Raw genomic sequence first — 22,774 nt, 5'->3', positions numbered from 1 at the left:
AAAAATGCGCCGTTTGCAGGTGAATCGACGCTCAGTCTCAGTATAAGGAAAAGCGCAGCGGACGGGCGAGCAGATTGCGCAACATGCGAGCATGATCCAGAGATTTCTGAAGCGGCAAAAGGATGTTCCATGTACATGACGCGCGGCTTGCGGTAAATTGTTGGCAAATTTTCCGGCGTAGCCCAAAACGCGCTGTCGTCAAGTCGTTAAGGGCGTGCCCTTCATCATCCGATCTGGAGTCAAAATGTCCTCACGTAAAGAGCTTGCCAATGCTATTCGTGCGCTGAGCATGGACGCAGTACAGAAAGCCAAATCCGGTCACCCGGGCGCCCCGATGGGTATGGCTGACATTGCCGAAGTCCTGTGGCGTGATTTCCTGAAACACAACCCGCAGAATCCGTCCTGGGCTGACCGTGACCGCTTCGTGCTGTCCAACGGCCACGGCTCCATGCTGATTTACAGCCTGCTGCACCTCACTGGTTACGATCTGCCGATGGAAGAACTGAAAAACTTCCGTCAGCTGCACTCTAAAACTCCGGGCCACCCGGAAGTGGGCTACACCGCAGGTGTAGAAACCACCACTGGCCCGCTGGGGCAGGGTATTGCCAACGCAGTCGGTATGGCGATTGCAGAAAAAACGCTGGCGGCGCAGTTTAACCGTCCGGGTCACGACATTGTCGACCACTACACCTACGCCTTCATGGGCGATGGCTGCATGATGGAAGGCATCTCCCACGAAGTTTGCTCTCTGGCGGGCACGCTGAAGCTGGGCAAACTGATTGCGTTCTACGATGACAACGGGATCTCTATCGATGGTCACGTTGAAGGCTGGTTCACCGACGACACTGCAATGCGTTTCGAAGCCTATGGCTGGCACGTCATTCGCGACATCGATGGTCATGACGCAGCATCCATCAAACGCGCAGTAGAAGAAGCGCGCGCAGTGACTGACAAACCGTCCCTGCTGATGTGCAAAACCATCATCGGTTTCGGTTCGCCGAACAAAGCTGGTACGCACGATTCCCACGGTGCGCCGCTGGGCGACGCTGAAATCGCGTTGACCCGCGAACAGCTGGGCTGGAAATACGCGCCGTTCGAAATCCCGTCTGAAATCTATGCTCAGTGGGATGCGAAAGAAGCAGGCCAGGCGAAAGAATCCGCATGGAACGAGAAATTCGCTGCTTACGCGAAAGCTTATCCGCAGGAAGCGGCTGAATTTACCCGCCGTATGAAAGGCGAAATGCCGTCTGACTTCGACGCCAAAGCGAAAGAGTTTATCGCTAAACTGCAGGCTAACCCGGCGAAAATCGCCAGCCGTAAAGCGTCTCAGAATGCTATCGAAGCGTTTGGTCCGCTGTTGCCGGAATTCCTCGGCGGCTCCGCTGACCTGGCTCCGTCTAACCTGACCCTGTGGTCTGGTTCTAAAGCAATCAACGAAGATGCTGCCGGTAACTACATCCACTACGGTGTTCGCGAGTTCGGTATGACCGCGATTGCTAACGGTATCTCCCTGCACGGTGGTTTTCTGCCGTACACCTCCACCTTCCTGATGTTCGTGGAATACGCACGTAATGCCGTACGTATGGCTGCGCTGATGAAACAGCGTCAGGTGATGGTTTACACCCACGACTCCATCGGTCTGGGCGAAGATGGCCCGACTCACCAGCCGGTAGAGCAGGTCGCATCTCTGCGCGTGACCCCGAACATGTCTACATGGCGTCCGTGTGACCAGGTTGAATCCGCTGTAGCGTGGAAATACGGCGTTGAGCGTCAGGACGGCCCGACTGCGCTTATCCTCTCCCGTCAGAACCTGGCGCAGCAGGAACGTACTGAAGAGCAGCTGGCAAACATCGCGCGCGGTGGTTATGTGCTGAAAGACTGTGCCGGTCAGCCGGAACTGATTTTCATCGCTACCGGTTCTGAAGTTGAGCTGGCTGTCGCTGCCTACGAAAAACTGACTGCTGAAGGCGTGAAAGCGCGCGTGGTTTCCATGCCTTCTACCGACGCATTCGACAAGCAGGATGCGGCTTACCGTGAATCCGTACTGCCGAAAGCGGTTACTGCACGCGTAGCTGTGGAAGCGGGCATTGCTGACTACTGGTACAAGTATGTTGGCCTGAACGGTGCTATCGTCGGCATGACCACCTTCGGTGAGTCTGCACCGGCAGAGCAACTGTTTGAAGAGTTCGGCTTCACCGTTGAAAACGTTGTTGCGAAAGCAAAAGCGTTGCTGTAATCGGTAAGATGCTTTGTGAGAAGGGCCGCGAAAGCGGCCCTTTATATTGTTGGCAAAGTGCGCGTTGTTCATGCCGGATGCGGCGTGAACGCCTTATCCGGCCTACGAAATCATGCAAATTCAATATATTGCACGGACTGTGTAGGCCTGATAAGCGTAGCGCATCAGGCAGTTTAGCCCTTGCCATCAGTCTCAAGAGCCGCAAACGCGGCTCTTTTTACTTGGTTGAGATAAACGGAACGGTACTGCCGGGGAGCATGGTATCGGGTAATTTGCCGTCCCAACGCTCAGCAGTGGTAAGGGCAACAAGACCCGGATTGTCCCGCAGAGCCTCACCGCGCAGGCGGATAGCTTCAGCTTTAGCCGCACCTCTTACGCAATAGTCTCCGCTTTAGCTGCTGTCTGCTTCTGCCTGAGTTACCGCAATTTGCGCCTGGATTTTCTCCGTTTCCAGATTTTGCTTACGTGTGGCAATGGTGACTTCCGCTTTCATTCGATCTTCAATCGACTTCTCATAAGCGTCAGAAATTGAGCAAAGCAAGGAATATGCCCCCTCTGATGTGAGGATAACAGTCAACCCCGAATATTAAGAATCTATAAAGAAGGGGCTGTAAGATTTAATTTTATCTGTTTTCGTACTTTCAAGCTATAAATGGTGAGCATGATCACAAACACAATAATAATAAATTTGTCTTATTTGCAATTCAACTCACAAACAGAAAGTTGACTTTATAATTACTAATCGCAACCTGTTGTTATTTATGGCTTGTTTATTTTTACTCTTCAGGTGTTTCGCCTTTTTAGCCCAATTGCTTTCAATTTTTTGCGCGCGTATTTTATTTTCACCGACAGTCGGTACTCTAAAAATAGGGATAATTTATGCGGCTTATTGATTATTTTCCAGAATCATCAATCTCAGTGATACATGCAGCTAAAGACTGGCAGGAGGCTATTGATTTTTCGATGGCATCATTATTAACAAAAGACTATATCAGCGAGAATTACATTCAGGCTATTAAAGATTCCACCATTAGCAATGGCCCTTATTATATTCTCGCACCAGGCGTGGCAATGCCTCATGCGCGACCGGAATGTGGGGCGCTCAAAACCGGGATGTCTTTGACGTTACTTAAACAAGGTGTTTATTTTTCCGGGAATGACGAACCGATTAAATTACTCATCGGGCTTTCTGCTGCCGATGCCGATTCGCACATTGGCGCTATTCAGGCGTTAAGTGAATTACTGTGCGAAGAAGAAATACTTGAACAACTCTTAACAGCATCATCAGAAAAACAATTAGCGGACATTATCAGCCGCGAATAATAACTTTCTCCTCTACAGGATAATATTATGGAAAACAAGTCTGCTCGTGCAAAGGTTCAGGCTTTTGGGGGCTTTTTGACCGCTATGGTCATTCCCAATATCGGAGCTTTTATTGCCTGGGGTTTTATTACTGCATTATTTATTCCTACCGGCTGGCTGCCGAATGAACATTTCGCCAAAATTGTCGGCCCAATGATTACCTATTTATTACCGGTGATGATTGGTTCTACCGGTGGTCACCTGGTCGGCGGTAAACGCGGTGCGGTGATGGGGGGCATAGGGACGATTGGCGTAATTGTTGGTGCTGAGATCCCCATGTTCCTGGGTTCGATGATTATGGGACCGCTTGGCGGCCTGATGATTAAATATGTCGATAAGGCACTGGAAAAACGCATCCCCGCTGGTTTTGAGATGGTTATCAATAACTTCTCATTAGGTATCGCCGGGATGGCTCTCTGCCTATTAGGTTTTGAAGTTATCGGTCCAGCGGTGTTAATAGCCAATACTTTCGTCAAAGAGTGTATTGAGGCGCTGGTACATGCGGGCTATCTGCCTCTGCTGTCTGTTATCAATGAACCTGCGAAAGTGCTTTTCCTCAATAACGCGATCGATCAGGGTGTTTATTACCCGTTGGGTATGCAACAGGCTTCGGTTAACGGCAAATCCATCTTCTTTATGGTGGCGTCGAATCCGGGGCCTGGGTTGGGGTTGCTGCTGGCGTTTAGTCTGTTTGGTAAAGGAATGAGTAAACGTTCTGCGCCAGGTGCGATGATTATTCACTTTCTTGGCGGCATCCACGAACTGTATTTCCCGTATGTGCTGATGAAGCCACTGACCATTATCGCCATGATTGCGGGCGGCATGTCTGGCACCTGGATGTTTAACTTACTGGATGGCGGTTTGGTTGCAGGCCCAAGTCCGGGGTCTATCTTTGCGTACCTGGCACTGACGCCGAAAGGCTCGTTCCTTGCGACAATTGCCGGTGTTACGGTCGGCACCCTGGTCTCCTTTGTCATCACTTCTCTGATTCTGAAGATGGAAAAAACGGTGGAGACTGAGAGTGAAGATGAGTTCACCGAGTCAGCCAATGCGGTTAAAGCAATGAAGCAGGAAGGCGCATTTTCGTTAAGCCGTGTGAAACGCATTGCCTTTGTTTGCGATGCGGGGATGGGCTCCAGCGCGATGGGCGCAACCACCTTCCGTAAGCGCCTGGAAAAAGCGGGGCTGGCAATAGAAGTAAAACATTACGCGATAGAAAACGTGCCTGCGGATGCCGATATTGTGGTCACACACGCCAGTCTGGAAGGACGCGTGAAACGTGTGACGGATAAACCGCTGATATTGATTAATAACTATATTGGTGATCCAAAGCTCGACACTTTATTTAATCAATTAACCGCCGAACATAAACACTGATTACAGAGGTAAAAATGAAAACCAAAGTTGCTGCTATTTATGGCAAGCGGGATGTCCGTCTGCGCGAATTTGAACTGCCAGAAATTACCGATAATGAACTGTTGGTGAGTGTAATTTCTGACAGCGTTTGTTTATCGACCTGGAAAGCGGCGTTACTCGGTAGCGAACATAAACGGGTGCCTGACGATTTAGAAAATCATCCGGTAATTACCGGGCATGAATGTGCCGGGGTTATTGTCGAAGTGGGTAAAAATCTCACCGACAAATATAAAAAAGGCCAACGTTTTGTACTGCAACCGGCAATGGGATTACCCACTGGATATTCAGCCGGATACAGCTACGAATATTTTGGCGGTAATGCCACCTATATGATTATTCCCGAAATCGCCATTAACCTGGGCTGTGTATTACCGTATCACGGTTCTTATTTTGCAGCGGCGTCGCTGGCGGAGCCGATGTGCTGCATTATTGGCGCTTATCATGCCAATTATCACACCACGCAATATGTTTATGAGCATCGCATGGGCGTCAAACCTGGTGGCAATATTGCGCTGCTGGCGTGTGCTGGCCCGATGGGAATTGGCGCTATCGATTACGCCATTAACGGCGGCGTACAACCGTCGCGGGTAGTGGTGGTCGATATCGACGAAAAACGCCTGGCGCAGGTGCAGAAGTTGTTGCCGGTGGAACTGGCGGCCAGTAAAGGCATTGAGCTGGTGTATGTGAATACCAAAGGGATGAGCGATCCAGTCCAGACGCTACGGACGCTGACAGGAGATGCCGGGTTCGATGACGTGTTTGTCTATGCAGCGGTGCCTTCAGTCGTCGAGATGGCTGATGAATTACTGGCGGAAGATGGCTGCCTGAACTTCTTTGCCGGCCCGACGGATAAAAACTTCAAAGTGCCATTTAATTTCTACAACGTCCATTACAACAGTACCCACGTCGTCGGTACATCCGGCGGTTCAACGGACGATATGAAAGAGGCGATAGCCCTTAGCGCCACGGGGCAGTTGCAGCCGTCGTTTATGGTTACCCATATCGGTGGGCTGGATGCGGTGCCAGAAACCGTGCTCAATTTGCCGGATATCCCCGGCGGTAAAAAACTCATCTACAACGGCGTCACCATGCCGCTCACCGCCATTAGCGATTTTGCCGAAAAAGGCAAAACAGATCCGCTGTTTAAAGAGCTGGCGCGGCTGGTTGAGGAAACGCACGGTATCTGGAATGAGCAGGCCGAGAAATATCTGCTGGCGCAATTTGGCGTTGATATCGGGGAGGCCGCGCAATGATGTCCCTGGCGTGGCCATTATTTCGCGTTACGGAGCAGGCAGCGTTGGCTGCCTGGCCGCAAACCGGATGTGGCGACAAAAATAAAATTGATGGCCTGGCGGTCACCGCGATGCGCCAGGCATTAAACGACGTCGCTTTTCGTGGGCGAGTGGTTATCGGCGAGGGAGAAATTGACCACGCGCCGATGCTGTGGATTGGCGAAGATGTGGGCAAAGGCGATGGGCCAGAAGTCGATATCGCGGTTGACCCGATTGAAGGCACCCGGATGGTAGCGATGGGGCAGAGCAATGCGCTGGCGGTCATGGCCTTCGCCCCACGAAACAGCTTGCTACACGCGCCCGATATGTATATGAAAAAACTGGTCGTTAATCGACTGGCTGCCGGAGCAATCGATCTGTCTTTACCCCTTACAGAAAACTTGCGCAACGTGGCGAAAGCGTTAGGTAAACCACTGGATAGGTTACGTATGGTTACGCTTGATAAACCGCGCCTGAGTGCCGCGATTGAGGAAGCGACGCAGCTTGGCGTGAAGGTTTTTGCTCTGCCGGATGGCGATGTCGCCGCCAGCGTGCTGACCTGCTGGCAGGATAATCCTTACGACGTGATGTACACCATCGGCGGTGCGCCAGAGGGCGTTATTTCTGCTTGTGCTGTTAAAGCATTAGGCGGGGATATGCAGGCGGAATTAATCGATTTTTGCCAGGCCAAAGGTGACTACACCGAAAATCGACAAATTGCAGAGCAGGAGCGCAAGCGGTGTAAGGAAATGGGTGTTGACGTTAACCGTGTGTACTCACTCGACGAACTGGTGAGGGGAAAAGATATCCTCTTTAGTGCCACGGGCGTCACGGGCGGAGAGCTGGTGAACGGTATACAACAGACGGCGAATGGGGTGCGGACGCAGACATTACTGATCGGCGGCGCGGACCAAACGTGTAATATAATAGATTCCCTGCATTGATGGTGATCTATCGGAAGACGAATGGCGACGCTGACAGAAGATGATGTGCTTGAGCAACTGGACGCACAGGACAATTTATTTTCATTTATGAAAACTGCGCATACCATTTTGCTCCAGGGAATACGCCAGTTTCTGCCGTCACTGTTTATCGATAACGATGAAGAGATCGTGGAATATGCAGTGAAGCCGTTACTCGCCCAAAGCGGCCCGCTTGACGATATTGATGTTGCGCTGCGTTTAATTTATGCGCTGGGGAAAATGGATAAATGGTTGTACGCCGATATCACGCATTTTTCTCAGTTCTGGCATTACCTGAACGAACAGGATGCCCCCCCAGGATTTGTCGATGACATAACCTGGGATTTTATCAGCAACGTCAATAGTATAACCCGCAATGCGACTCTCTATGATGCGTTAAAGGCGATGAAGTTCGCCGATTTCGCCGTCTGGTCAGAGGGGCGTTTTACCGGGATGGTCAAAACGGCGCTGACGCTGGCAGTAACGACAACCTTAAAGGAATTAACGCCGTGAAAATTGAATTAACGGTGAATGGGCTGAACGTGCAAGCGCAGTACCATGATGAAGAGATAAAACACGTGCATAAACCATTGCTGCGCATGTTGGCCGCCTTGCAGGCGGTAAATCCGCAGCGGCGCACGGTGGTATTTCTTTGCGCTCCACCGGGGACGGGCAAATCTACGCTAACGACCTTCTGGGAATATCTTGCACAACAAGATCCCGAATTACCCGCTATTCAGACGCTCCCGATGGATGGTTTTCACCATTACAATAGCTGGCTGGATGAGCATCAGCTTCGCCCTTATAAAGGCGCACCGCAGACGTTTGACGTGGCGAAACTGGCGGAAAATCTGCGCCGGGCAGTGGAAGGGGATTGTACGTGGCCGCAGTACGATCGACAAAAGCATGATCCCGTAGAAGATGCGTTACACGTTACTGCACCAATCATTATCGTAGAAGGAAACTGGCTGTTGTTGGATGACGAGAAGTGGCGCACGCTTGCGCAATTTTGTGATTTCTCGATCTTTATCAACGCGCCCGCAGCTGCGTTACGGGAACGGCTGGTGGGGCGCAAGCTGGCGGGAGGGTTATCGCTGGCAGACGCTGAAGCCTTTTATGAACGTACCGACGGCCCAAATGTTCGCCGGGTGCTGGAACAGAGTCTGCCGGCAAATTTGACCTTAATGATGACGGCTAGCGGTGAATATCGTCTGGCGGATTGATGTCTCTCACTACACCGCCTTCCAGTCTCACAACGCGAGAAAAATGATGCCGGGTAAACGCGGCGTCATGGCTGATTGCCACCACGCTTGCACCACGCTGGTGGCACTTTTCCAGCCAGCTTTCAAATACCGCCAGCCATTGGGCATCAAAATCCCGGCTCGGTTCGTCAAGTAATAACAGCGGCGGGGCGAGAGCTTCCAGACTGGCGACGGCGACCATCCTTCGCTGTGCGCTATGCAGATCCAATGGATGCGCGCTGGCAACGTCTGCTAACTGACAACATTGCAGGGCGTATTCGGTGCGTTTCGCGATGTCTGCGGGTGAGTATTTTTGTAATTTCAGGCCAAACGCGACCTCTTCAGCGACGGTGCTATGAAACAGCTGGTTTTCCACTTCCTGAAACAGCACGCCAATCTTTGCCGCGCGTTGGCGGTTCTTAAGCGTATGTAATGCCTGTTGTTGCAATATTACTGTACCGGAAGATGGGGGAAGAAGACCCGCCATGATGCGTAATAGTGTCGATTTTCCCGCGCCGTTGTCGCCGGTCAGCGCCAGCCATTCACCTTGTTTGAGTTGCAGAGAAATGTCGCAAAGACAATCCGTTGCCGCACCTGGCCAGCGATAAGTTACCTGATTTAACGTTAACATAATGACCGGAGCACTCCGTTTTGCAGTTGCCACGCTTGCTGGCAATAGTTCAGGAAAGGTGTGCGATGACGTTCAAAAAGAATAATCAGCGAATCACATTCCAGCGCCCAGTGTTGTAAACGCTGCAACAGCATTTCGCTGGCTTGCGACGTCAGTCGGCTAAAGGCTTCATCAAGAATTAATAGTTTTGGTTGCATGGCGATAGCGCAGGCGATGACCACGCGTTGGGCCTCTCCGCCGGAGAGCGTTGCTGGATGACGATGGCGCAACGGCTGGCACTCGGTCAGGGTCAGGGCGGCGTCAATGCGCGCCATAACCTCGGCTTCTTCCAGACACAGATTTTCTGGTCCAAACGCAATTTCCTCTTCCACGCTGAAGGTACAGCCAGAAAGCTGCAAATAGGGAGATTGCTGGACGAGTTGAATGGTAGCGGCTTGTTCGTTTAGTGAGAGTTGCCCAATAGGCGTATTGAGGAGCATTCCCATGCCAGCGATATCACCCGGCAGGAAGTCTGGATACCAGCCCGCCATCAGTTGCGCCAGCGTACTTTTGCCACTGCCGTTGTCACCAAAGATGGCGACTATCCCCGGTTTGTCATAGTGAAAGTCATAACAGAACGGAGAGTGCGTTGAGTGCGTCGGGCAATAGCGAAACTGTTCTAACGTAACCATAGCCACACTCCGGGTTCTGCCAGCATCAGCAATATCATGGTGTAACGAGCCACTTTTTCCAGGTTACTGTCAGGCGGCGCCCACAACGTTGTTCGTCGGTTGTGGATGCGAAATGCCCGCATATCCAGCGCCGCACCACGGATTGCCAGATCGTTAAGCGCATTGTGTGTTAGCGGAATAATTAACGCCGGCATCGCACGTAAACGCTGATACCAGCCTTCATCCAGCGGCACGCCACGCGCACGCTGTGCTTCATGAATAATCGCTAATTGCCGTTTTAACTGCTCAACGACCAGCAGCGGTCCGGCAAACAGATAAGCGACGCCCGGCGGCAGGCGAGAAGCAAACAAAGCGCGGATAAAACATTGCACGGGTACGTACTGCATCCACAACTGCGAAGTGGAAACAATAGCCAGAATGCGCAGCCAGAGCGTAATAGCAAATGCCCAACGTTCTGGATTGCGCGGCGTTCCGCTTATCCATTCTGTCAGCCAGCCACCGTGCACTAGCCACAGCCCGACCCCCAGCGAAAACATCAGCCAGGCGACATATTTTGCCCGTCGCCGCGTGGCTTTTAACGCAATGAGGCAGAGAAAGGTCGCCGCGCTATAGACCGGCAAAATGGTCTGCGCGGGCAGGACTAGCGTGGTGCAGGCCGCCAGCGCCCACAGCGTTAATGAGGTAAACGGATGCATTTAGCGCACGGCTGCCATCGTTGGAAAATGGCGCGTAGTGCGAATCGGCAGTCGTCGCAGTAAAAGCCAGACAATCACCGCCGTGAGAATTTTATCGACCAGGTTCGCGCCTATCACCGTAATCGCCACCGATTCCACCAGGTTTTGCCCCATAGAGTGCATCCAGGCAACGAACAAATCGGCTCCACTACCGGTTACGCCGCCGAACAGCGCAGTACGTAACGGTACAGCAACGACTGTGACCGCCAGGGTAATAATCACGCCGCTGACAACGACTTTCGGTAGGGTGCGAAACCAACCCACCCGCGCCAGCCAGCCCGCGACCAGACCAATGATCATCGCTACGGGAGCAAAAGCGGCGGCGATCGGGTCGGTCAATAATCCCCAAAGTAAATTGGTCAGCAAGCCGGTCAGCATACCGACCACCGGCCCAAGCAGTACCGCGCTAATAAGCGTGCCGATGGAGTCGAGAAAAATAGGTAGTTTGACCATGCTGGCCAGTTGCCCGCCGATCATATTGATGGCGATAGAGATAACGATCAGCACCAGAGCCTGACTGGAAAAGTGGCGACGCGCCATAAGAAAACCTCTCTGAAAATAGTTAGTTAACGGGGGAAATATGCAACTCGTCGTAACCAGAAAGTGCACAAGGTTGGCGACTAAATGCCAGTTCTTCCAGGCAGCCGATCACCAGTTCAAGCGTGGTGCGCACGGTACAGCCGGGCATCATATGACCGCCAAGCATCGCACCGTGTTGGTCAGAAACGCAGAGATGAAGATGTTCGCCCGTCTGTTCCAGCGTGCCGTTCAGTGAGATCACTTCAAACTTACCGCTTAGAAGGGTGGTGTTTTCTTGCCCGGCATAGCGCAAAGCAACATCAGTCAGACTGCCGGTACAACCAGCAATCCACGCAGCGTGAAGCTGTTGCTGCTGTGCGAAGGCGCGTAATTGAGAGAAAACTTCCTGATCGGGAAGCAGGCGCAGCGCGTAAAAGCGTGCAGTTGAAGAATAAGGGTGAGGCAATGTCATCATTGAAGTACTCCGAAACTCGGACGTATTGCGGATGATATCGACGCTGCATCAGTCATATTCTGATATAAGTCAGGGTTTATGACGGCATAACGAAAAGATTTTGCTACGCTTATTCGTGATTCTGCGAGGTGGAATAATTCCTGGCGAATCAGGGCGAAAAACGTGACGTAAGTCAGATAATTGTCTTCTTTGACTGGACAATCATTCCTTTTATTCCGCGTTTCGCTTATCCTAGCTGAAGCGTTTCAGTCGATTAAATGTTCGACAATTAACCAATCAGTCGCGATTTGCGACAGGTAAGGTTTTCCCGAACGATTTGCTGGACTACTCTGTCTGGCAAATTTGCTTAGAGAAAGCCTTGCAGGAGACCTATGACCGTACGCGTAGCGATAAATGGCTTCGGTCGCATCGGGCGTAATGTGGTTCGTGCTGTGTATGAATCCGGACGCCGGGCGGAAATCACCGTGGTGGCAATCAACGAACTGGCTGATGCTGCGGGCATGGCGCATTTGTTGAAATATGACACCAGCCATGGCCGTTTTGCATGGGAAGTACGTCAGGAACGCGATCAACTCTTTGTTGGTGATGACGCCATCCGCGTATTGCATGAACGTTCACTGCAATCGCTTCCCTGGCGTGAACTTGGCGTCGATGTGGTTCTCGACTGCACTGGCGTATATGGCTCCCGCGAGCATGGCGAAGCGCATATTGCCGCCGGGGCCAAAAAAGTGCTCTTTTCACATCCTGGCAGTAACGATCTCGACGCGACCGTTGTTTACGGCGTCAATCAGGATCAACTTCGTGCGGAACACCGCATCGTTTCTAACGCTTCCTGTACCACGAATTGCATAATTCCCGTCATCAAATTGTTAGATGATGCGTACGGTATTGAGTCCGGCACTGTGACCACAATTCACTCCGCCATGCACGATCAACAGGTTATTGATGCATACCATCCTGACCTGCGTCGCACCCGGGCAGCCAGTCAGTCGATTATTCCGGTCGATACAAAACTGGCCGCTGGTATCACGCGTTTTTTCCCGCAGTTTAACGATCGTTTTGAAGCGATTGCGGTACGTGTACCAACCATAAATGTGACGGCAATTGATTTAAGCGTGACGGTGAAGAAACCTGTAAAAGCCAATGAAGTCAACCAGTTGCTGCAAAAGGCGGCACAAGGTGCATTTCATGGTATAGTTGACTATACGGAATTACCGTTGGTCTCTGTAGATTTTAACCACGATCCGCACAGTGCCATTGTCGATGGCACCCAAACCCGGGTCAGTGGCGCACACCTGATCAAAACGTTGGTCTGGTGCGATAACGAATGGGGCTTTGCTAACCGAATGCTCGACACGACGTTAGCCATGGCCGCTGTTGCTTTCAGGTAAGACGCAAGCAGCGTCTGCAAAACTTTTAGAATCAACGAGAGGATTCACCATGTCTGTAATTAAGATGACCGATCTGGATCTTGCTGGGAAACGTGTATTTATCCGTGCGGATCTGAACGTACCAGTAAAAGACGGGAAAGTAACCAGCGACGCACGCATCCGTGCTTCTCTGCCGACCATCGAACTGGCTCTGAAACAAGGCGCTAAAGTGATGGTAACTTCCCACCTGGGTCGTCCTACCGAAGGCGAGTACAATGAAGAATTCTCTCTGCTGCCGGTTGTTAACTACCTGAAAGACAAACTGTCTAACCCGGTTCGCCTGGTTAAAGATTACCTCGACGGCGTTGACGTTGCTGAAGGTGAACTGGTTGTTCTGGAAAACGTTCGCTTCAACAAAGGCGAGAAGAAAGACGACGAAACTCTGTCCAAGAAATACGCTGCACTGTGCGACGTGTTCGTAATGGATGCATTCGGTACTGCTCACCGCGCGCAGGCTTCTACTCACGGTATCGGTAAATTCGCTGACGTTGCGTGCGCAGGCCCGCTGCTGGCGGCTGAACTGGACGCGCTGGGTAAAGCACTGAAAGAACCAGCTCGTCCGATGGTGGCTATCGTTGGTGGTTCTAAAGTTTCTACCAAACTGACCGTTCTGGACTCCCTGTCTAAAATCGCTGACCAGCTGATCGTTGGTGGTGGTATTGCTAACACCTTTATCGCGGCACAAGGCCACGATGTGGGTAAATCTCTGTACGAAGCAGACCTGGTTGACGAAGCAAAACGTCTGCTGACCACCTGCAACATCCCGGTTCCGTCTGATGTTCGCGTAGCAACTGAGTTCTCTGAAACTGCTCCGGCTACTCTGAAATCTGTTAACGACGTGAAAGCTGACGAGCAGATCCTGGATATCGGCGACGCTTCTGCGCAAGAACTGGCTGAAATCCTGAAGAATGCGAAAACCATTCTGTGGAACGGCCCGGTTGGTGTGTTCGAATTCCCGAACTTCCGTAAAGGTACTGAAATCGTGGCTAACGCTATCGCAGACAGCGAAGCGTTCTCCATCGCTGGTGGCGGCGACACTCTGGCAGCAATCGACCTGTTCGGTATTGCTGACAAAATCTCCTACATCTCCACTGGCGGCGGCGCATTCCTCGAATTCGTGGAAGGTAAAGTACTGCCTGCAGTAGCGATGCTCGAAGAGCGCGCTAAGAAGTAAAAAAATCACAGGGCAGGGAAACCTGCCCTTGTTTCAGCGCGCTTTTAAAGCACGCACTTTTTCTACAGCCCGACGATACAGGACAAAGAAACATGTCTAAGATTTTTGATTTCGTAAAACCTGGCGTAATCACTGGTGATGACGTACAGAAAGTTTTCCAGGTAGCAAAAGAAAACAACTTCGCACTGCCAGCAGTAAACTGTGTCGGTACTGACTCCATCAACGCCGTACTGGAAACCGCTGCTAAAGTTAAAGCGCCGGTTATCGTTCAGTTCTCCAACGGTGGTGCTTCCTTTATCGCTGGTAAAGGCGTGAAATCTGACGTTCCGCAGGGTGCTGCTATCCTGGGCGCGATCTCTGGTGCGCATCACGTTCACCAGATGGCTGAACATTATGGTGTTCCGGTTATCCTGCACACCGACCACTGCGCGAAGAAACTGCTGCCGTGGATCGACGGTCTGCTGGACGCGGGTGAAAAACACTTCGCAGCTACCGGCAAGCCGCTGTTCTCTTCTCACATGATCGACCTGTCTGAAGAATCTCTGCAAGAGAACATCGAAATCTGCTCTAAATACCTGGAGCGCATGTCCAAAATCGGCATGACTCTGGAAATCGAACTGGGTTGCACCGGTGGTGAAGAAGACGGCGTGGACAACAGCCACATGGACGCTTCTGCACTGTACACCCAGCCGGAAGACGTTGATTACGCATATACCGAGCTGAGCAAAATCAGCCCGCGTTTCACCATCGCTGCTTCCTTCGGTAACGTACACGGCGTTTACAAGCCGGGTAACGTGGTTCTGACCCCGACTATCCTGCGCGATTCTCAGGAATATGTTTCTAAGAAACACAACCTGCCGCACAACAGCCTGAACTTCGTATTCCACGGCGGTTCCGGTTCTACTGCTCAAGAAATCAAAGACTCCGTAAGCTACGGTGTAGTGAAAATGAACATCGATACCGATACCCAATGGGCAACCTGGGAAGGTGTTCTGAACTACTACAAAGAAAATGAAGCTTACCTGCAGGGTCAGCTGGGCAACCCGAAAGGCGAAGATCAGCCGAACAAGAAATACTACGATCCGCGCGTATGGCTGCGTGCCGGTCAGACTTCGATGATCGCTCGTCTGGAAAAAGCATTCAAGGAACTGAACGCGATCGACGTTCTGTAAGATATTCCTTTTTGCTTATCTCAAGACCCGCTTTGCGGGTCTTTTTTTTCGCCACTGACCCGTCCTGAATAGCGTTGACACGTTCCAGACTTAAATCCGGAGAACGTGATGATGACTGAGTTCAAACGCACCCAACGTGATTATCCTCTATCCTTTAAAATAGCTGTTGTTGAGCAGGTTGAAAAAGGCGAGATGACCTATAAACAGGCTCAGCAGCGGTATGGCATTCAGGGGCGCTCCACCGTTCTTGTCTGGTTGCGTAAATATGGCCGGCTTGACTGGAGTCCCGGACTTCCTGATCTGGTGAAGAGGAAACTGCCTGTGACTCAGACAACTATCCCGCTCACACCCGAGCAAAGAATCAGAGAACTTGAAGAGCAGCTTGAGCTGGCGAACCAGAAAGCTGAGTTTTTTGAGTCGGTTATCAATGTCCTGAAAAATGATTACGGGGTGAGTATCGTAAAAAAGCGGCCCGGCAAGTCCTCGCGCAGAGTTCGGCCCCAAAAATAACTGTTACGCGTGCATGTCAGTTCCTGGGGCACAGCAGACAGGCATGGTATCAGGACAACGCAAGGCGCAGAAAACGGCAGGAACATCATGCTCAGGTTCTTAATTTTGTTGCCCGTATCAGATGTCGTCAGCCGCGAATCGGTGCGCGTAAACTGCACTATCTGCTGAACACGCAGGCCGATAAAAGGCTGAATATCGGACGAGACCGTTTGTTTAACCTGCTGGATGAATACCGGCTCCTGGTGCCAGTAAAGCGGGCATATCACAAAACTACCAACAGCCATCACCGCTTTTACCGGCATCCCAATCTGCTGAAACCCGGCCCGGAGCAGGTTACCGCCCTTGAGCCAGAGCAGGTCTGGGTTGCCGACATTACTTACCTTCCCCTGCTCAGCGGCATGGCTTATCTGAGTCTGGTCACTGATGCCTGCTCCAGAAAAATCATGGGTTACCATGTCGGGGGAAATCTGCAGACAGAAAATGTGGTAAAAGCGTTCAGACAGGCTCTGAGGCGAAGAAAAACGACAGGTCCTCTGGTACATCACTCTGACAGAGGGTTGCAATACTGTTCAGCTCTTTATCAGTCAGTCCATGAGAAAAACGGAATAACCTGTTCAATGACTGATGGTTATGACTGCTACCAGAACGCACTGGCTGAGCGAATAAACGGTATCCTGAAAAATGAGTTTTTACTCTCGCGTCCTGCAGACCTGATGCAAGCCCGGGAAATGGTAAAAGAGTCCGTGACAATTTATAACTGTGAGCGGCCACACCTGGCCCTGAAATACAAAACGCCCGATGACGTTCATCAGGCGTTTTACAGACAGAAAAGTGTCAACTTATATCAGGACTAGTCACAAAAGAAAAATTGCCTGATGCGCTACGCTTATCAGGCCTACGTGAACTTAAATGCTTTCGTAGGACGGATAAGGCGTTTACGCCGCATCCGGCATGAACAAAGCGCACCTTGTCAACAATCTGAGGAGGCCAGCATAGCGGGCTTTTTTTCGCCAAAAGCAAGGTGATGCAGATGAGAATTTTGTGATCTATTTGGCAAAATTATACTTTATTGTTTACCCTTGTCAGACCGCCCGTCATAAGGCGGCGGAGTGTATTTCTCCATTTTGAGTCAGTTAAAAAGGAATATTGAATGGAAGATTTGAATGTTGTCGATAGCATACATGGTGCAGGTTCCTGGTTGGTGAACAACCAGGCGCTGTTGCTGAGTTATGCTGTAAACATCGTGGCGGCTCTCGCGATTATCATCATCGGTTTGATTGTCGCGCGGATGATCTCCAACGCGGTGAATCGCCTGATGATCTCCCGTAACATAGATGCCACCGTAGCTGATTTTATCTCTGCATTAGCCCGATATGCGATTATTGCCTTTACGCTGATCGCAGCGTTAGGTCGCGTGGGCGTTCAAACCGCATCGGTTATCGCCGTGCTGGGTGCCGCAGGTTTAGCTGTAGGTTTGGCGTTGCAGGGTTCTCTGTCTAACCTGGCCGCTGGCGTGTTGCTGGTACTGTTCCGCCCGTTCCGTGCCGGTGAATATGTCGACCTCGGCGGTGTTGCCGGTACAGTGCAGAGCGTGCAGATTTTCTCTACGACTATGCGCACCGCAGACGGTAAAATTATCGTTATCCCGAACGGTAAAATTATTGCCGGTAATATTATTAACTTCTCTCGCGAGCCTGCGCGCCGTAACGAATTTATCATTGGTGTGGCGTATGATTCCGATATCGATCAGGTGAAGCAGATCCTGACCGATATTATCCAGTCTGACGATCGCATTTTAAAAGATCGCGAAATGACCGTGCGTCTGAACGAGCTTGGCGCATCCTCGATTAATTTCGTGGTCCGCGTCTGGAGCAACAGCGGCGATCTGCAAAACGTTTACTGGGATGTGCTGGAGCGTATTAAACGCGAATTTGATGCTGCTGGTATCAGCTTCCCGTACCCGCAAATGGATGTGAATTTTAAGCGGGTGAAAGAGGACAAAGCTGCATAATCAACACTGAGGCCAGATAATTTATCTGGCCTCTCTCTTATTAGTTATTCTGATTGCCAATTAATATTATCAATTTCCGCTAATAACAATCCCGCGCTATAGTCTCTGCATCAGATAATTAATTCGGAATGTTTAACGTGTTTTCTTATTATTTTCAAGGTCTTGCACTTGGTGCGGCTATGATCCTGCCGCTCGGTCCACAAAATGCTTTTGTGATGAATCAGGGTATTCGCCGCCAGTACCACATTATGATTGCCTTACTTTGTGCAATCAGCGATTTGGTTCTGATTTGCGCCGGGATTTTTGGCGGTAGCGCGTTACTGATGCAGTCACCGTGGTTATTGGCCTTAGTGACCTGGGGCGGCGTTGCCTTCTTGTTGTGGTATGGCTTTGGCGCTTTTAAAACGGCGATGAGCAGTAATATTGAGCTGGTTAGTGCTGAAGTCATGAAACAGGGACGCTGGAAAATTATTGCCACCATGCTGGCAGTGACCTGGCTGAATCCCCATGTTTATCTGGATACCTTTGTGGTATTGGGGAGCCTCGGCGGGCAGCTCGACGTCGAACCAAAACGCTGGTTTGCGCTTGGGACGATTAGCGCCTCTTTCTTGTGGTTCTTTGGTCTGGCGCTCCTCGCGGCCTGGCTGGCACCGCGTCTGCGTACCGCCAAAGCGCAGCGTATTATTAATATTATTGTTGGTGGCGTAATGTGGTTTATCGCCCTACAGCTGGCGAGAGATGGTATTGCCCATGCACAAGCCTTGTTCAGTTAGGCGCTATCTTATGGAAAATAAAAACAGAGACGCTAAGCTTGCCTACAGAGGTTTTGAATTTTGGGCAAGTAAATTAACACGGAGAGACTAACGTGAAGTTCAAAGTTATCGCCCTGGCGGCATTGATGGGTTTCAGCGGGATGGCAGTACAGGCCAATGAACTACCGGATGGTCCGCACATTGTCACTTCAGGAACGGCAAGCGTAGATGCAGTGCCAGACATTGCCACTCTTGCTATTGAAGTTAATGTGGCAGCGAAGGATGCTGCTACCGCCAAGAAACAAGCGGATGAGCGCGTGGCGCAATATATCTCTTTCCTTGAACTCAATCAGATCGCGAAAAAAGATATCAGTTCTGCGAATTTACGTACCCAGCCAGATTACGATTACCAGGATGGCAAAAGTATTCTGAAAGGCTATCGGGCAGTGAGAACGGTAGAAGTAACAGTTCGTCAGTTAGACAAACTGAATTCTTTGCTGGATGGTGCGCTGAAGGCCGGTCTTAACGAAATTCGTTCTGTTTCGCTGGGCGTGGCACAGCCGGATGCTTATAAAGATAAAGCGCGTAAGGCAGCGATAGATAACGCGATTCATCAGGCGCAGGAGCTGGCAAATGGCTTTAATCGCAAACTGGGACCGGTGTATAGCGTGCGCTACCATGTTTCCAACTATCAGCCCAGCCCGATGGTTCGGATGATGAAAGCTGATGCCGCGCCGGTTTCTGCTCAGGAAACTTACGAGCAGGCCGCTATTCAGTTTGATGATCAGGTGGATGTGGTCTTCCAGTTAGAACCCGTTGATCAGCAACCTGCAAAAACACCTACCGCACAATAATACATTTAGCCCGACTCATTTGTCGGGCTAATGTCTTCACCTTATATCGTCTCCTTTTTCTGTAATTTTCTGTAAAACCATGATGCAATTACCTATCTTTGCTCGCAATTTCATCAAAGATTGAATAACTGAAACGGTTAAGCGGACAGTGATGTTTGGGAGAGGGTATGGATATTTTTATTTCGAAAAAGATGCGCAATTTTATTTTATTAGCGCAAACCAATAATATTGCTCGGGCAGCAGAAAAGATTCATATGACGGCTTCACCGTTTGGCAAAAGTATTGCCGCGCTGGAGGAGCAAATTGGTTATACGCTGTTTACCCGTAAAGATAACAACATTAGCCTTAATAAAGCCGGGCAGGAACTTTATCAAAAACTATTCCCGGTTTACCAACGACTTTCTGCTATTGATAATGAAATTCATAATTCCGGGCGTCATTCTCATGAAATTGTCATTGGCATCGATAATACTTATCCGACGATTATTTTTGATCAGCTAATCAGTCTTGGTGATAAATATGAAGGGGTGACTGCTCAGCCGGTTGAGTTTAGCGAAAATGGGGTTATCGATAATCTCTTCTACCGTCAGTTTGATTTTATTATCTCTCCGCAGCATGTATCCGCCCGAGTAAAGGGGCTGGAAAATCTAACTATCAGCGAACTGTCGCCGCTGCGGCTAGGGTTTCTTGTTTCCCGCCGTTTTGAAGAACGTCAGGAGCAGGAGTTATTACAGGAGCTACCGTGGTTACAGATGCGCTTTCAGAATCGCGCTAACTATGAAGCGATGATTGATGCGAACATGCGCCCTTGTGGGATCAATCCAACAATTATTTATCGCCCCTACAGTTTTATGGCCAAAATCAGCGCCGTTGAGCGCGGACATTTTCTGACAGTCATTCCACATTTTGCCTGGCGACTGGTGAATCCGGCAACGCTGAAATATTTTGATACGCCGCATACGCCAATGTATATGCAGGAATATCTCTATTCACTGAAAAATCATCGCTATACCGCCACGATGCTACAGCAAATTGCTGAAGATCGTGATGGTACGAGCAATTAACCCAGCATTGAACCCGTTTCGATCAAGTTACGATGCAGATCGAAAACGTGGCTAAGATCGTGGTGAATATGCCCGCCAGGGGCATTTTCCAGATAGCGATGCAGATAGTCACGGTACATGGGATGGGCGCAGTTATCGATGATAGCGCGTGCGCGCTGAAGTGGAGAGAGGCCGCGCAGATCGGCGATCCCTTGTTCAGTGATGATCACTTTCACGCTGTGCTCGCTGTGATCAACATGACTACACATCGGCACAATGGTTGATATTTTTCCTTCTTTGGCGATCGACGGCGCCATAAAGATCGACAGATAAGCATTGCGTTCAAAATCACCGCTGCCGCCGATACCGTTCATTAAATTAACACCGGCAACATGCGTTGAGTTGGCGTGCCCGTAAATATCAAACTCCAGGCCGACGTTCAGAGCGATAACACCAAGGCGGCGGATAATTTCCGGGTTATTGGAAATCTCCTGCGGACGTAACACAATGCGACAGGAGAAATAGTCCATATTGTCATAAATCTTACGCAGTGAATCGGCAGAGATAGTCAGACTGGAGGCGCTGGCTCCGGTGATTTTTCCAGTTTCCAGAAGATGAACTACTGATTCCTGTAGCACTTCCGAATACATCATAAACGGTGGAATATCCGGGTTATCCCCGAGACGCGCCATTACCGCATTATTGATGTTGCCTACCCCACTTTGCAGTGGCAGAAATTCCGGCGGAATGCGCCCCTGTGCCATTTCACGTAATAAGAAGGTAACCACATTGTCGGCGATCTGTTGGCACATGGGATTTTGCTTATCCAGCAGCTTACCTGCATCAGGTAAGTTGGTTTCCACGACCGCGACAATCTTTTTCGGATCAATTTGCACATAACGAGTACCGACGCGATCCATCGCATGGAAGATCGAAACGCTATTGCGTCGCGGTGGTGCGCCAGGAATCACAATATCCGCCAGTTCCGCAACGCGCGGATCATGATAGTGATTGAGTTCAATGATTACTTTCTTGGCCCGCAGTAACCAGGTCGGAGCGTTACCGATCCCACTGGTTAACCAGACACGTCCATCCGGCGCGATGGCTGAGGCTTCAATTACCGCAACATCAATGTCGCCGAAGAAGCCGTAGTTAACCATTTGCGCGACTTCGCTCAAGTGTAGATCAACAAAACTGACTGCTCCCTGATTGATCTTTTGGCGTAACCCAGATGATGTTTGATACGGAGCGCGCCATGAAACGGCGTTAGCTTCAGAGAGCACGTCATCGGCGGCGGCGCTAATTGACGCTCCGGTTAGCAGGCGAATCTGGTACGGTTTTTTCGCCTCATGTTGTTCGTTGGCACGATGAGCAATAGCGACAGGTAGAGCTTTAGGTGAACCCGCAGGGGTAAAGCCGCTGAATGCTACCATATCATTGTGCTGGATAATTTCCGCCGCTTCATCGGCGGTCATCCTTGCCCAGATCATATTCATCTTTTGCTCCTTCATTCGCTGAGCATTAATGCCCGACGAAAGTAGGTTTACGTTTTTCCAGGAAAGCGTTCATACCTTCCTGATAATCCTCGCTGTCATAAACCGCTCGGCGCATCCCCTGAATACGTTCAAATTCGTCTGAATTCATCGTGTGCGCCTCGCCCAGCACGCGCAGTTCTTCCTTGATTACCGCGATCGCCAGCGGTGCTTTTTCGGAAATGTGGTGCGCCATTTGCAGGGTGAAATCTTCCAGCTCGCTGATGTCAACAACGTGGTTGAGAATGCCAACAGCCAGCGCGCGTTGGGCGGTGACTGGCGAAGCAGTAAATATCAGTTCTTTGACGATGTGGAAGCCCGCGTCGCGGGTCAGGTTGTGGATGCCCACCAGGTTATACGGTACGCCAAGGTTAACTGGGGTCATTGAGAAGGTCGATGTGCTGGCGGCGATGATCAGATCGGAACTCATGATCATTTCAAAAGCACCTCCCCAGACGCTACCTTCGACCATTGAGATAATCGGTTTCGGGCATTTTTGGATCATACGGGTAATTTGCCGTAGCGGATCATCGTAAGAGAGAGGATCGCGACCGCCTGATGGCAGTTCATGGATGTCGTGGCCTGCGGAGAAAACTTTGGAACCACTCGGGGCACGCAGGATGATACAGCGAATTTCGGGTCGGTTGAGATCGCTTAGCGCCTGGATCAGGTCGTCAATAAAGACTTTACTCAATGCATTGAGTTTGCGGCCATAGTTAAACTCAATGACCGCCACTTTGTTGATGATAATGACATTAACATACTGATAAGACATAAA

At 50.6% G+C, this 22,774-nt stretch carries 22 protein-coding genes and 1 pseudogene; 15 read left to right on the top strand and 8 right to left on the bottom strand.

Annotated elements, in window-relative coordinates:
• Positions 1-244 precede the first annotated feature (244 nt).
• Positions 245-2,236, top strand: coding sequence for a transketolase (gene tkt / locus WC5_RS18990; RefSeq protein ID WP_000098617.1), 1,992 nt, complete (start codon positions 245-247; stop codon positions 2,234-2,236).
• A 217-nt stretch (positions 2,237-2,453) separates the two neighbouring features.
• Here the strand turns inward: tkt and WC5_RS0121775 are convergent.
• A pseudogene (locus WC5_RS0121775) lies at positions 2,454-2,762 on the bottom strand (prohibitin family protein); the annotation flags it as partial.
• Between the two features lie 353 nt (positions 2,763-3,115).
• On the opposite strand from WC5_RS0121775, the gene cmtB reads away from it, so the two are divergent.
• Genes cmtB through WC5_RS19020 form a run of 6 tightly spaced genes read left to right on the top strand, consistent with a single transcriptional unit; the run spans position 3,116 to position 8,470 of the window.
• Positions 3,116-3,559, top strand: coding sequence for a PTS mannitol transporter subunit IIA (gene cmtB / locus WC5_RS18995; protein WP_001236692.1), 444 nt, complete (start codon positions 3,116-3,118; stop codon positions 3,557-3,559).
• Positions 3,560-3,586: 27 nt separating this feature from the next.
• Entirely contained in the window at positions 3,587-4,975 is a 1,389-nt protein-coding gene (gene cmtA, locus WC5_RS19000; RefSeq protein WP_000428776.1) for a PTS mannitol transporter subunit IICB, read from the top strand.
• A gap of 14 nt (positions 4,976-4,989) precedes the next feature.
• The gene (locus WC5_RS19005) at positions 4,990-6,267 is read left to right on the top strand and encodes a zinc-binding dehydrogenase (protein WP_000853208.1); all 1,278 of its coding nucleotides are present in this window, start codon (positions 4,990-4,992) and stop codon (positions 6,265-6,267) included.
• Entirely contained in the window at positions 6,264-7,229 is a 966-nt protein-coding gene (gene glpX / locus WC5_RS19010) for a class II fructose-bisphosphatase (protein WP_000987270.1), read from the top strand. The genes WC5_RS19005 and glpX overlap by 4 nt, the downstream gene beginning before the upstream one ends.
• A gap of 21 nt (positions 7,230-7,250) precedes the next feature.
• A complete protein-coding gene (fumE, locus tag WC5_RS19015) occupies positions 7,251-7,760 on the top strand; it encodes a fumarase E (protein WP_000224143.1) in 510 nt (169 codons plus the stop codon).
• Complete coding sequence (locus WC5_RS19020; RefSeq protein WP_000687771.1) at positions 7,757-8,470, top strand: nucleoside/nucleotide kinase family protein; 714 nt, start codon at positions 7,757-7,759, stop codon at positions 8,468-8,470. Before fumE ends, WC5_RS19020 begins: the two co-directional genes overlap by 4 nt.
• On the opposite strand, the gene WC5_RS19025 is transcribed toward WC5_RS19020, so the two are convergent.
• The 5 genes from WC5_RS19025 to WC5_RS19045 are packed head-to-tail and all read right to left on the bottom strand — an operon-like array spanning position 8,442 to position 11,518.
• The gene (locus tag WC5_RS19025; protein ID WP_000956939.1) at positions 8,442-9,119 is read right to left on the bottom strand and encodes an ABC transporter ATP-binding protein; all 678 of its coding nucleotides are present in this window, start codon (positions 9,117-9,119) and stop codon (positions 8,442-8,444) included. The two genes, WC5_RS19020 and WC5_RS19025, sit on opposite strands and share 29 nt — an antisense overlap.
• Positions 9,113-9,790: an ABC transporter ATP-binding protein gene (locus WC5_RS19030; RefSeq protein WP_000256982.1), complete on the bottom strand. Its 678-nt coding sequence runs from the start codon at positions 9,788-9,790 to the stop codon at positions 9,113-9,115. Before WC5_RS19030 ends, WC5_RS19025 begins: the two co-directional genes overlap by 7 nt.
• Complete coding sequence (locus tag WC5_RS19035; protein WP_000553282.1) at positions 9,778-10,485, bottom strand: energy-coupling factor transporter transmembrane component T; 708 nt, start codon at positions 10,483-10,485, stop codon at positions 9,778-9,780. The genes WC5_RS19030 and WC5_RS19035 overlap by 13 nt, the downstream gene beginning before the upstream one ends.
• Positions 10,486-11,064, bottom strand: coding sequence for an ECF transporter S component (locus tag WC5_RS19040; RefSeq protein WP_016231422.1), 579 nt, complete (start codon positions 11,062-11,064; stop codon positions 10,486-10,488).
• Positions 11,065-11,086: 22 nt separating this feature from the next.
• Entirely contained in the window at positions 11,087-11,518 is a 432-nt protein-coding gene (locus WC5_RS19045; RefSeq protein WP_000988685.1) for a PPC domain-containing DNA-binding protein, read from the bottom strand.
• A 371-nt stretch (positions 11,519-11,889) separates the two neighbouring features.
• Between WC5_RS19045 and epd the strand changes: the two genes are divergently transcribed.
• The 8 genes from epd to srsR all read left to right on the top strand — a co-directional run bounded on the left by epd (position 11,890) and on the right by srsR (position 20,485).
• On the top strand, positions 11,890-12,909 hold the full coding sequence (gene epd, locus WC5_RS19050) for an erythrose-4-phosphate dehydrogenase (protein ID WP_000218493.1): 1,020 nt from the start codon (positions 11,890-11,892) through the stop codon (positions 12,907-12,909).
• A 49-nt stretch (positions 12,910-12,958) separates the two neighbouring features.
• The gene (pgk, locus tag WC5_RS19055) at positions 12,959-14,122 is read left to right on the top strand and encodes a phosphoglycerate kinase (RefSeq protein ID WP_000111269.1); all 1,164 of its coding nucleotides are present in this window, start codon (positions 12,959-12,961) and stop codon (positions 14,120-14,122) included.
• Between the two features lie 92 nt (positions 14,123-14,214).
• Positions 14,215-15,294, top strand: coding sequence for a class II fructose-bisphosphate aldolase (fbaA, locus tag WC5_RS19060; protein WP_000034374.1), 1,080 nt, complete (start codon positions 14,215-14,217; stop codon positions 15,292-15,294).
• A gap of 108 nt (positions 15,295-15,402) precedes the next feature.
• Positions 15,403-16,658, top strand: a protein-coding gene (locus WC5_RS24675; protein WP_107164610.1) for an IS3 family transposase whose coding sequence is annotated in 2 segments (ribosomal slippage) — positions 15,403-15,754 and positions 15,754-16,658 — 1,257 coding nt in all. Because the reading frame shifts where the segments join, the coding sequence is not laid out codon by codon here.
• 296 nt (positions 16,659-16,954) lie between these two features.
• Positions 16,955-17,815, top strand: a complete 861-nt coding sequence (mscS, locus tag WC5_RS19070; protein ID WP_000389808.1) for a small-conductance mechanosensitive channel MscS — start codon at positions 16,955-16,957, stop codon at positions 17,813-17,815.
• Between the two features lie 137 nt (positions 17,816-17,952).
• A complete protein-coding gene (gene argO, locus WC5_RS19075) occupies positions 17,953-18,588 on the top strand; it encodes an arginine exporter ArgO (protein WP_000493354.1) in 636 nt (211 codons plus the stop codon).
• A gap of 92 nt (positions 18,589-18,680) precedes the next feature.
• A complete protein-coding gene (locus WC5_RS19080) occupies positions 18,681-19,421 on the top strand; it encodes an oxidative stress defense protein (protein WP_000669824.1) in 741 nt (246 codons plus the stop codon).
• A 167-nt stretch (positions 19,422-19,588) separates the two neighbouring features.
• Complete coding sequence (gene srsR / locus WC5_RS19085) at positions 19,589-20,485, top strand: LysR family transcriptional regulator SrsR (protein ID WP_016231421.1); 897 nt, start codon at positions 19,589-19,591, stop codon at positions 20,483-20,485.
• Here srsR and scpC read toward each other — a convergent pair.
• Together scpC and scpB are read right to left on the bottom strand one after the other, a co-directional pair.
• Positions 20,482-21,975: a propionyl-CoA:succinate CoA transferase gene (gene scpC, locus WC5_RS19090; RefSeq protein WP_491624857.1), complete on the bottom strand. Its 1,494-nt coding sequence runs from the start codon at positions 21,973-21,975 to the stop codon at positions 20,482-20,484. The two genes, srsR and scpC, sit on opposite strands and share 4 nt — an antisense overlap.
• Before the next feature lie 10 nt (positions 21,976-21,985).
• Entirely contained in the window at positions 21,986-22,771 is a 786-nt protein-coding gene (scpB, locus tag WC5_RS19095; protein WP_000122067.1) for a methylmalonyl-CoA decarboxylase, read from the bottom strand.
• Positions 22,772-22,774: the final 3 nt, after the last annotated feature.

Source organism: Escherichia sp. KTE114 (assembly GCF_000407765.1).
Taxonomy (GTDB): Bacteria; Pseudomonadota; Gammaproteobacteria; order Enterobacterales; family Enterobacteriaceae; genus Escherichia; species Escherichia ruysiae.
Note: the sequence above shows the minus strand (reverse complement) of the source record. Positions and strands in the feature narration are given on the sequence as shown.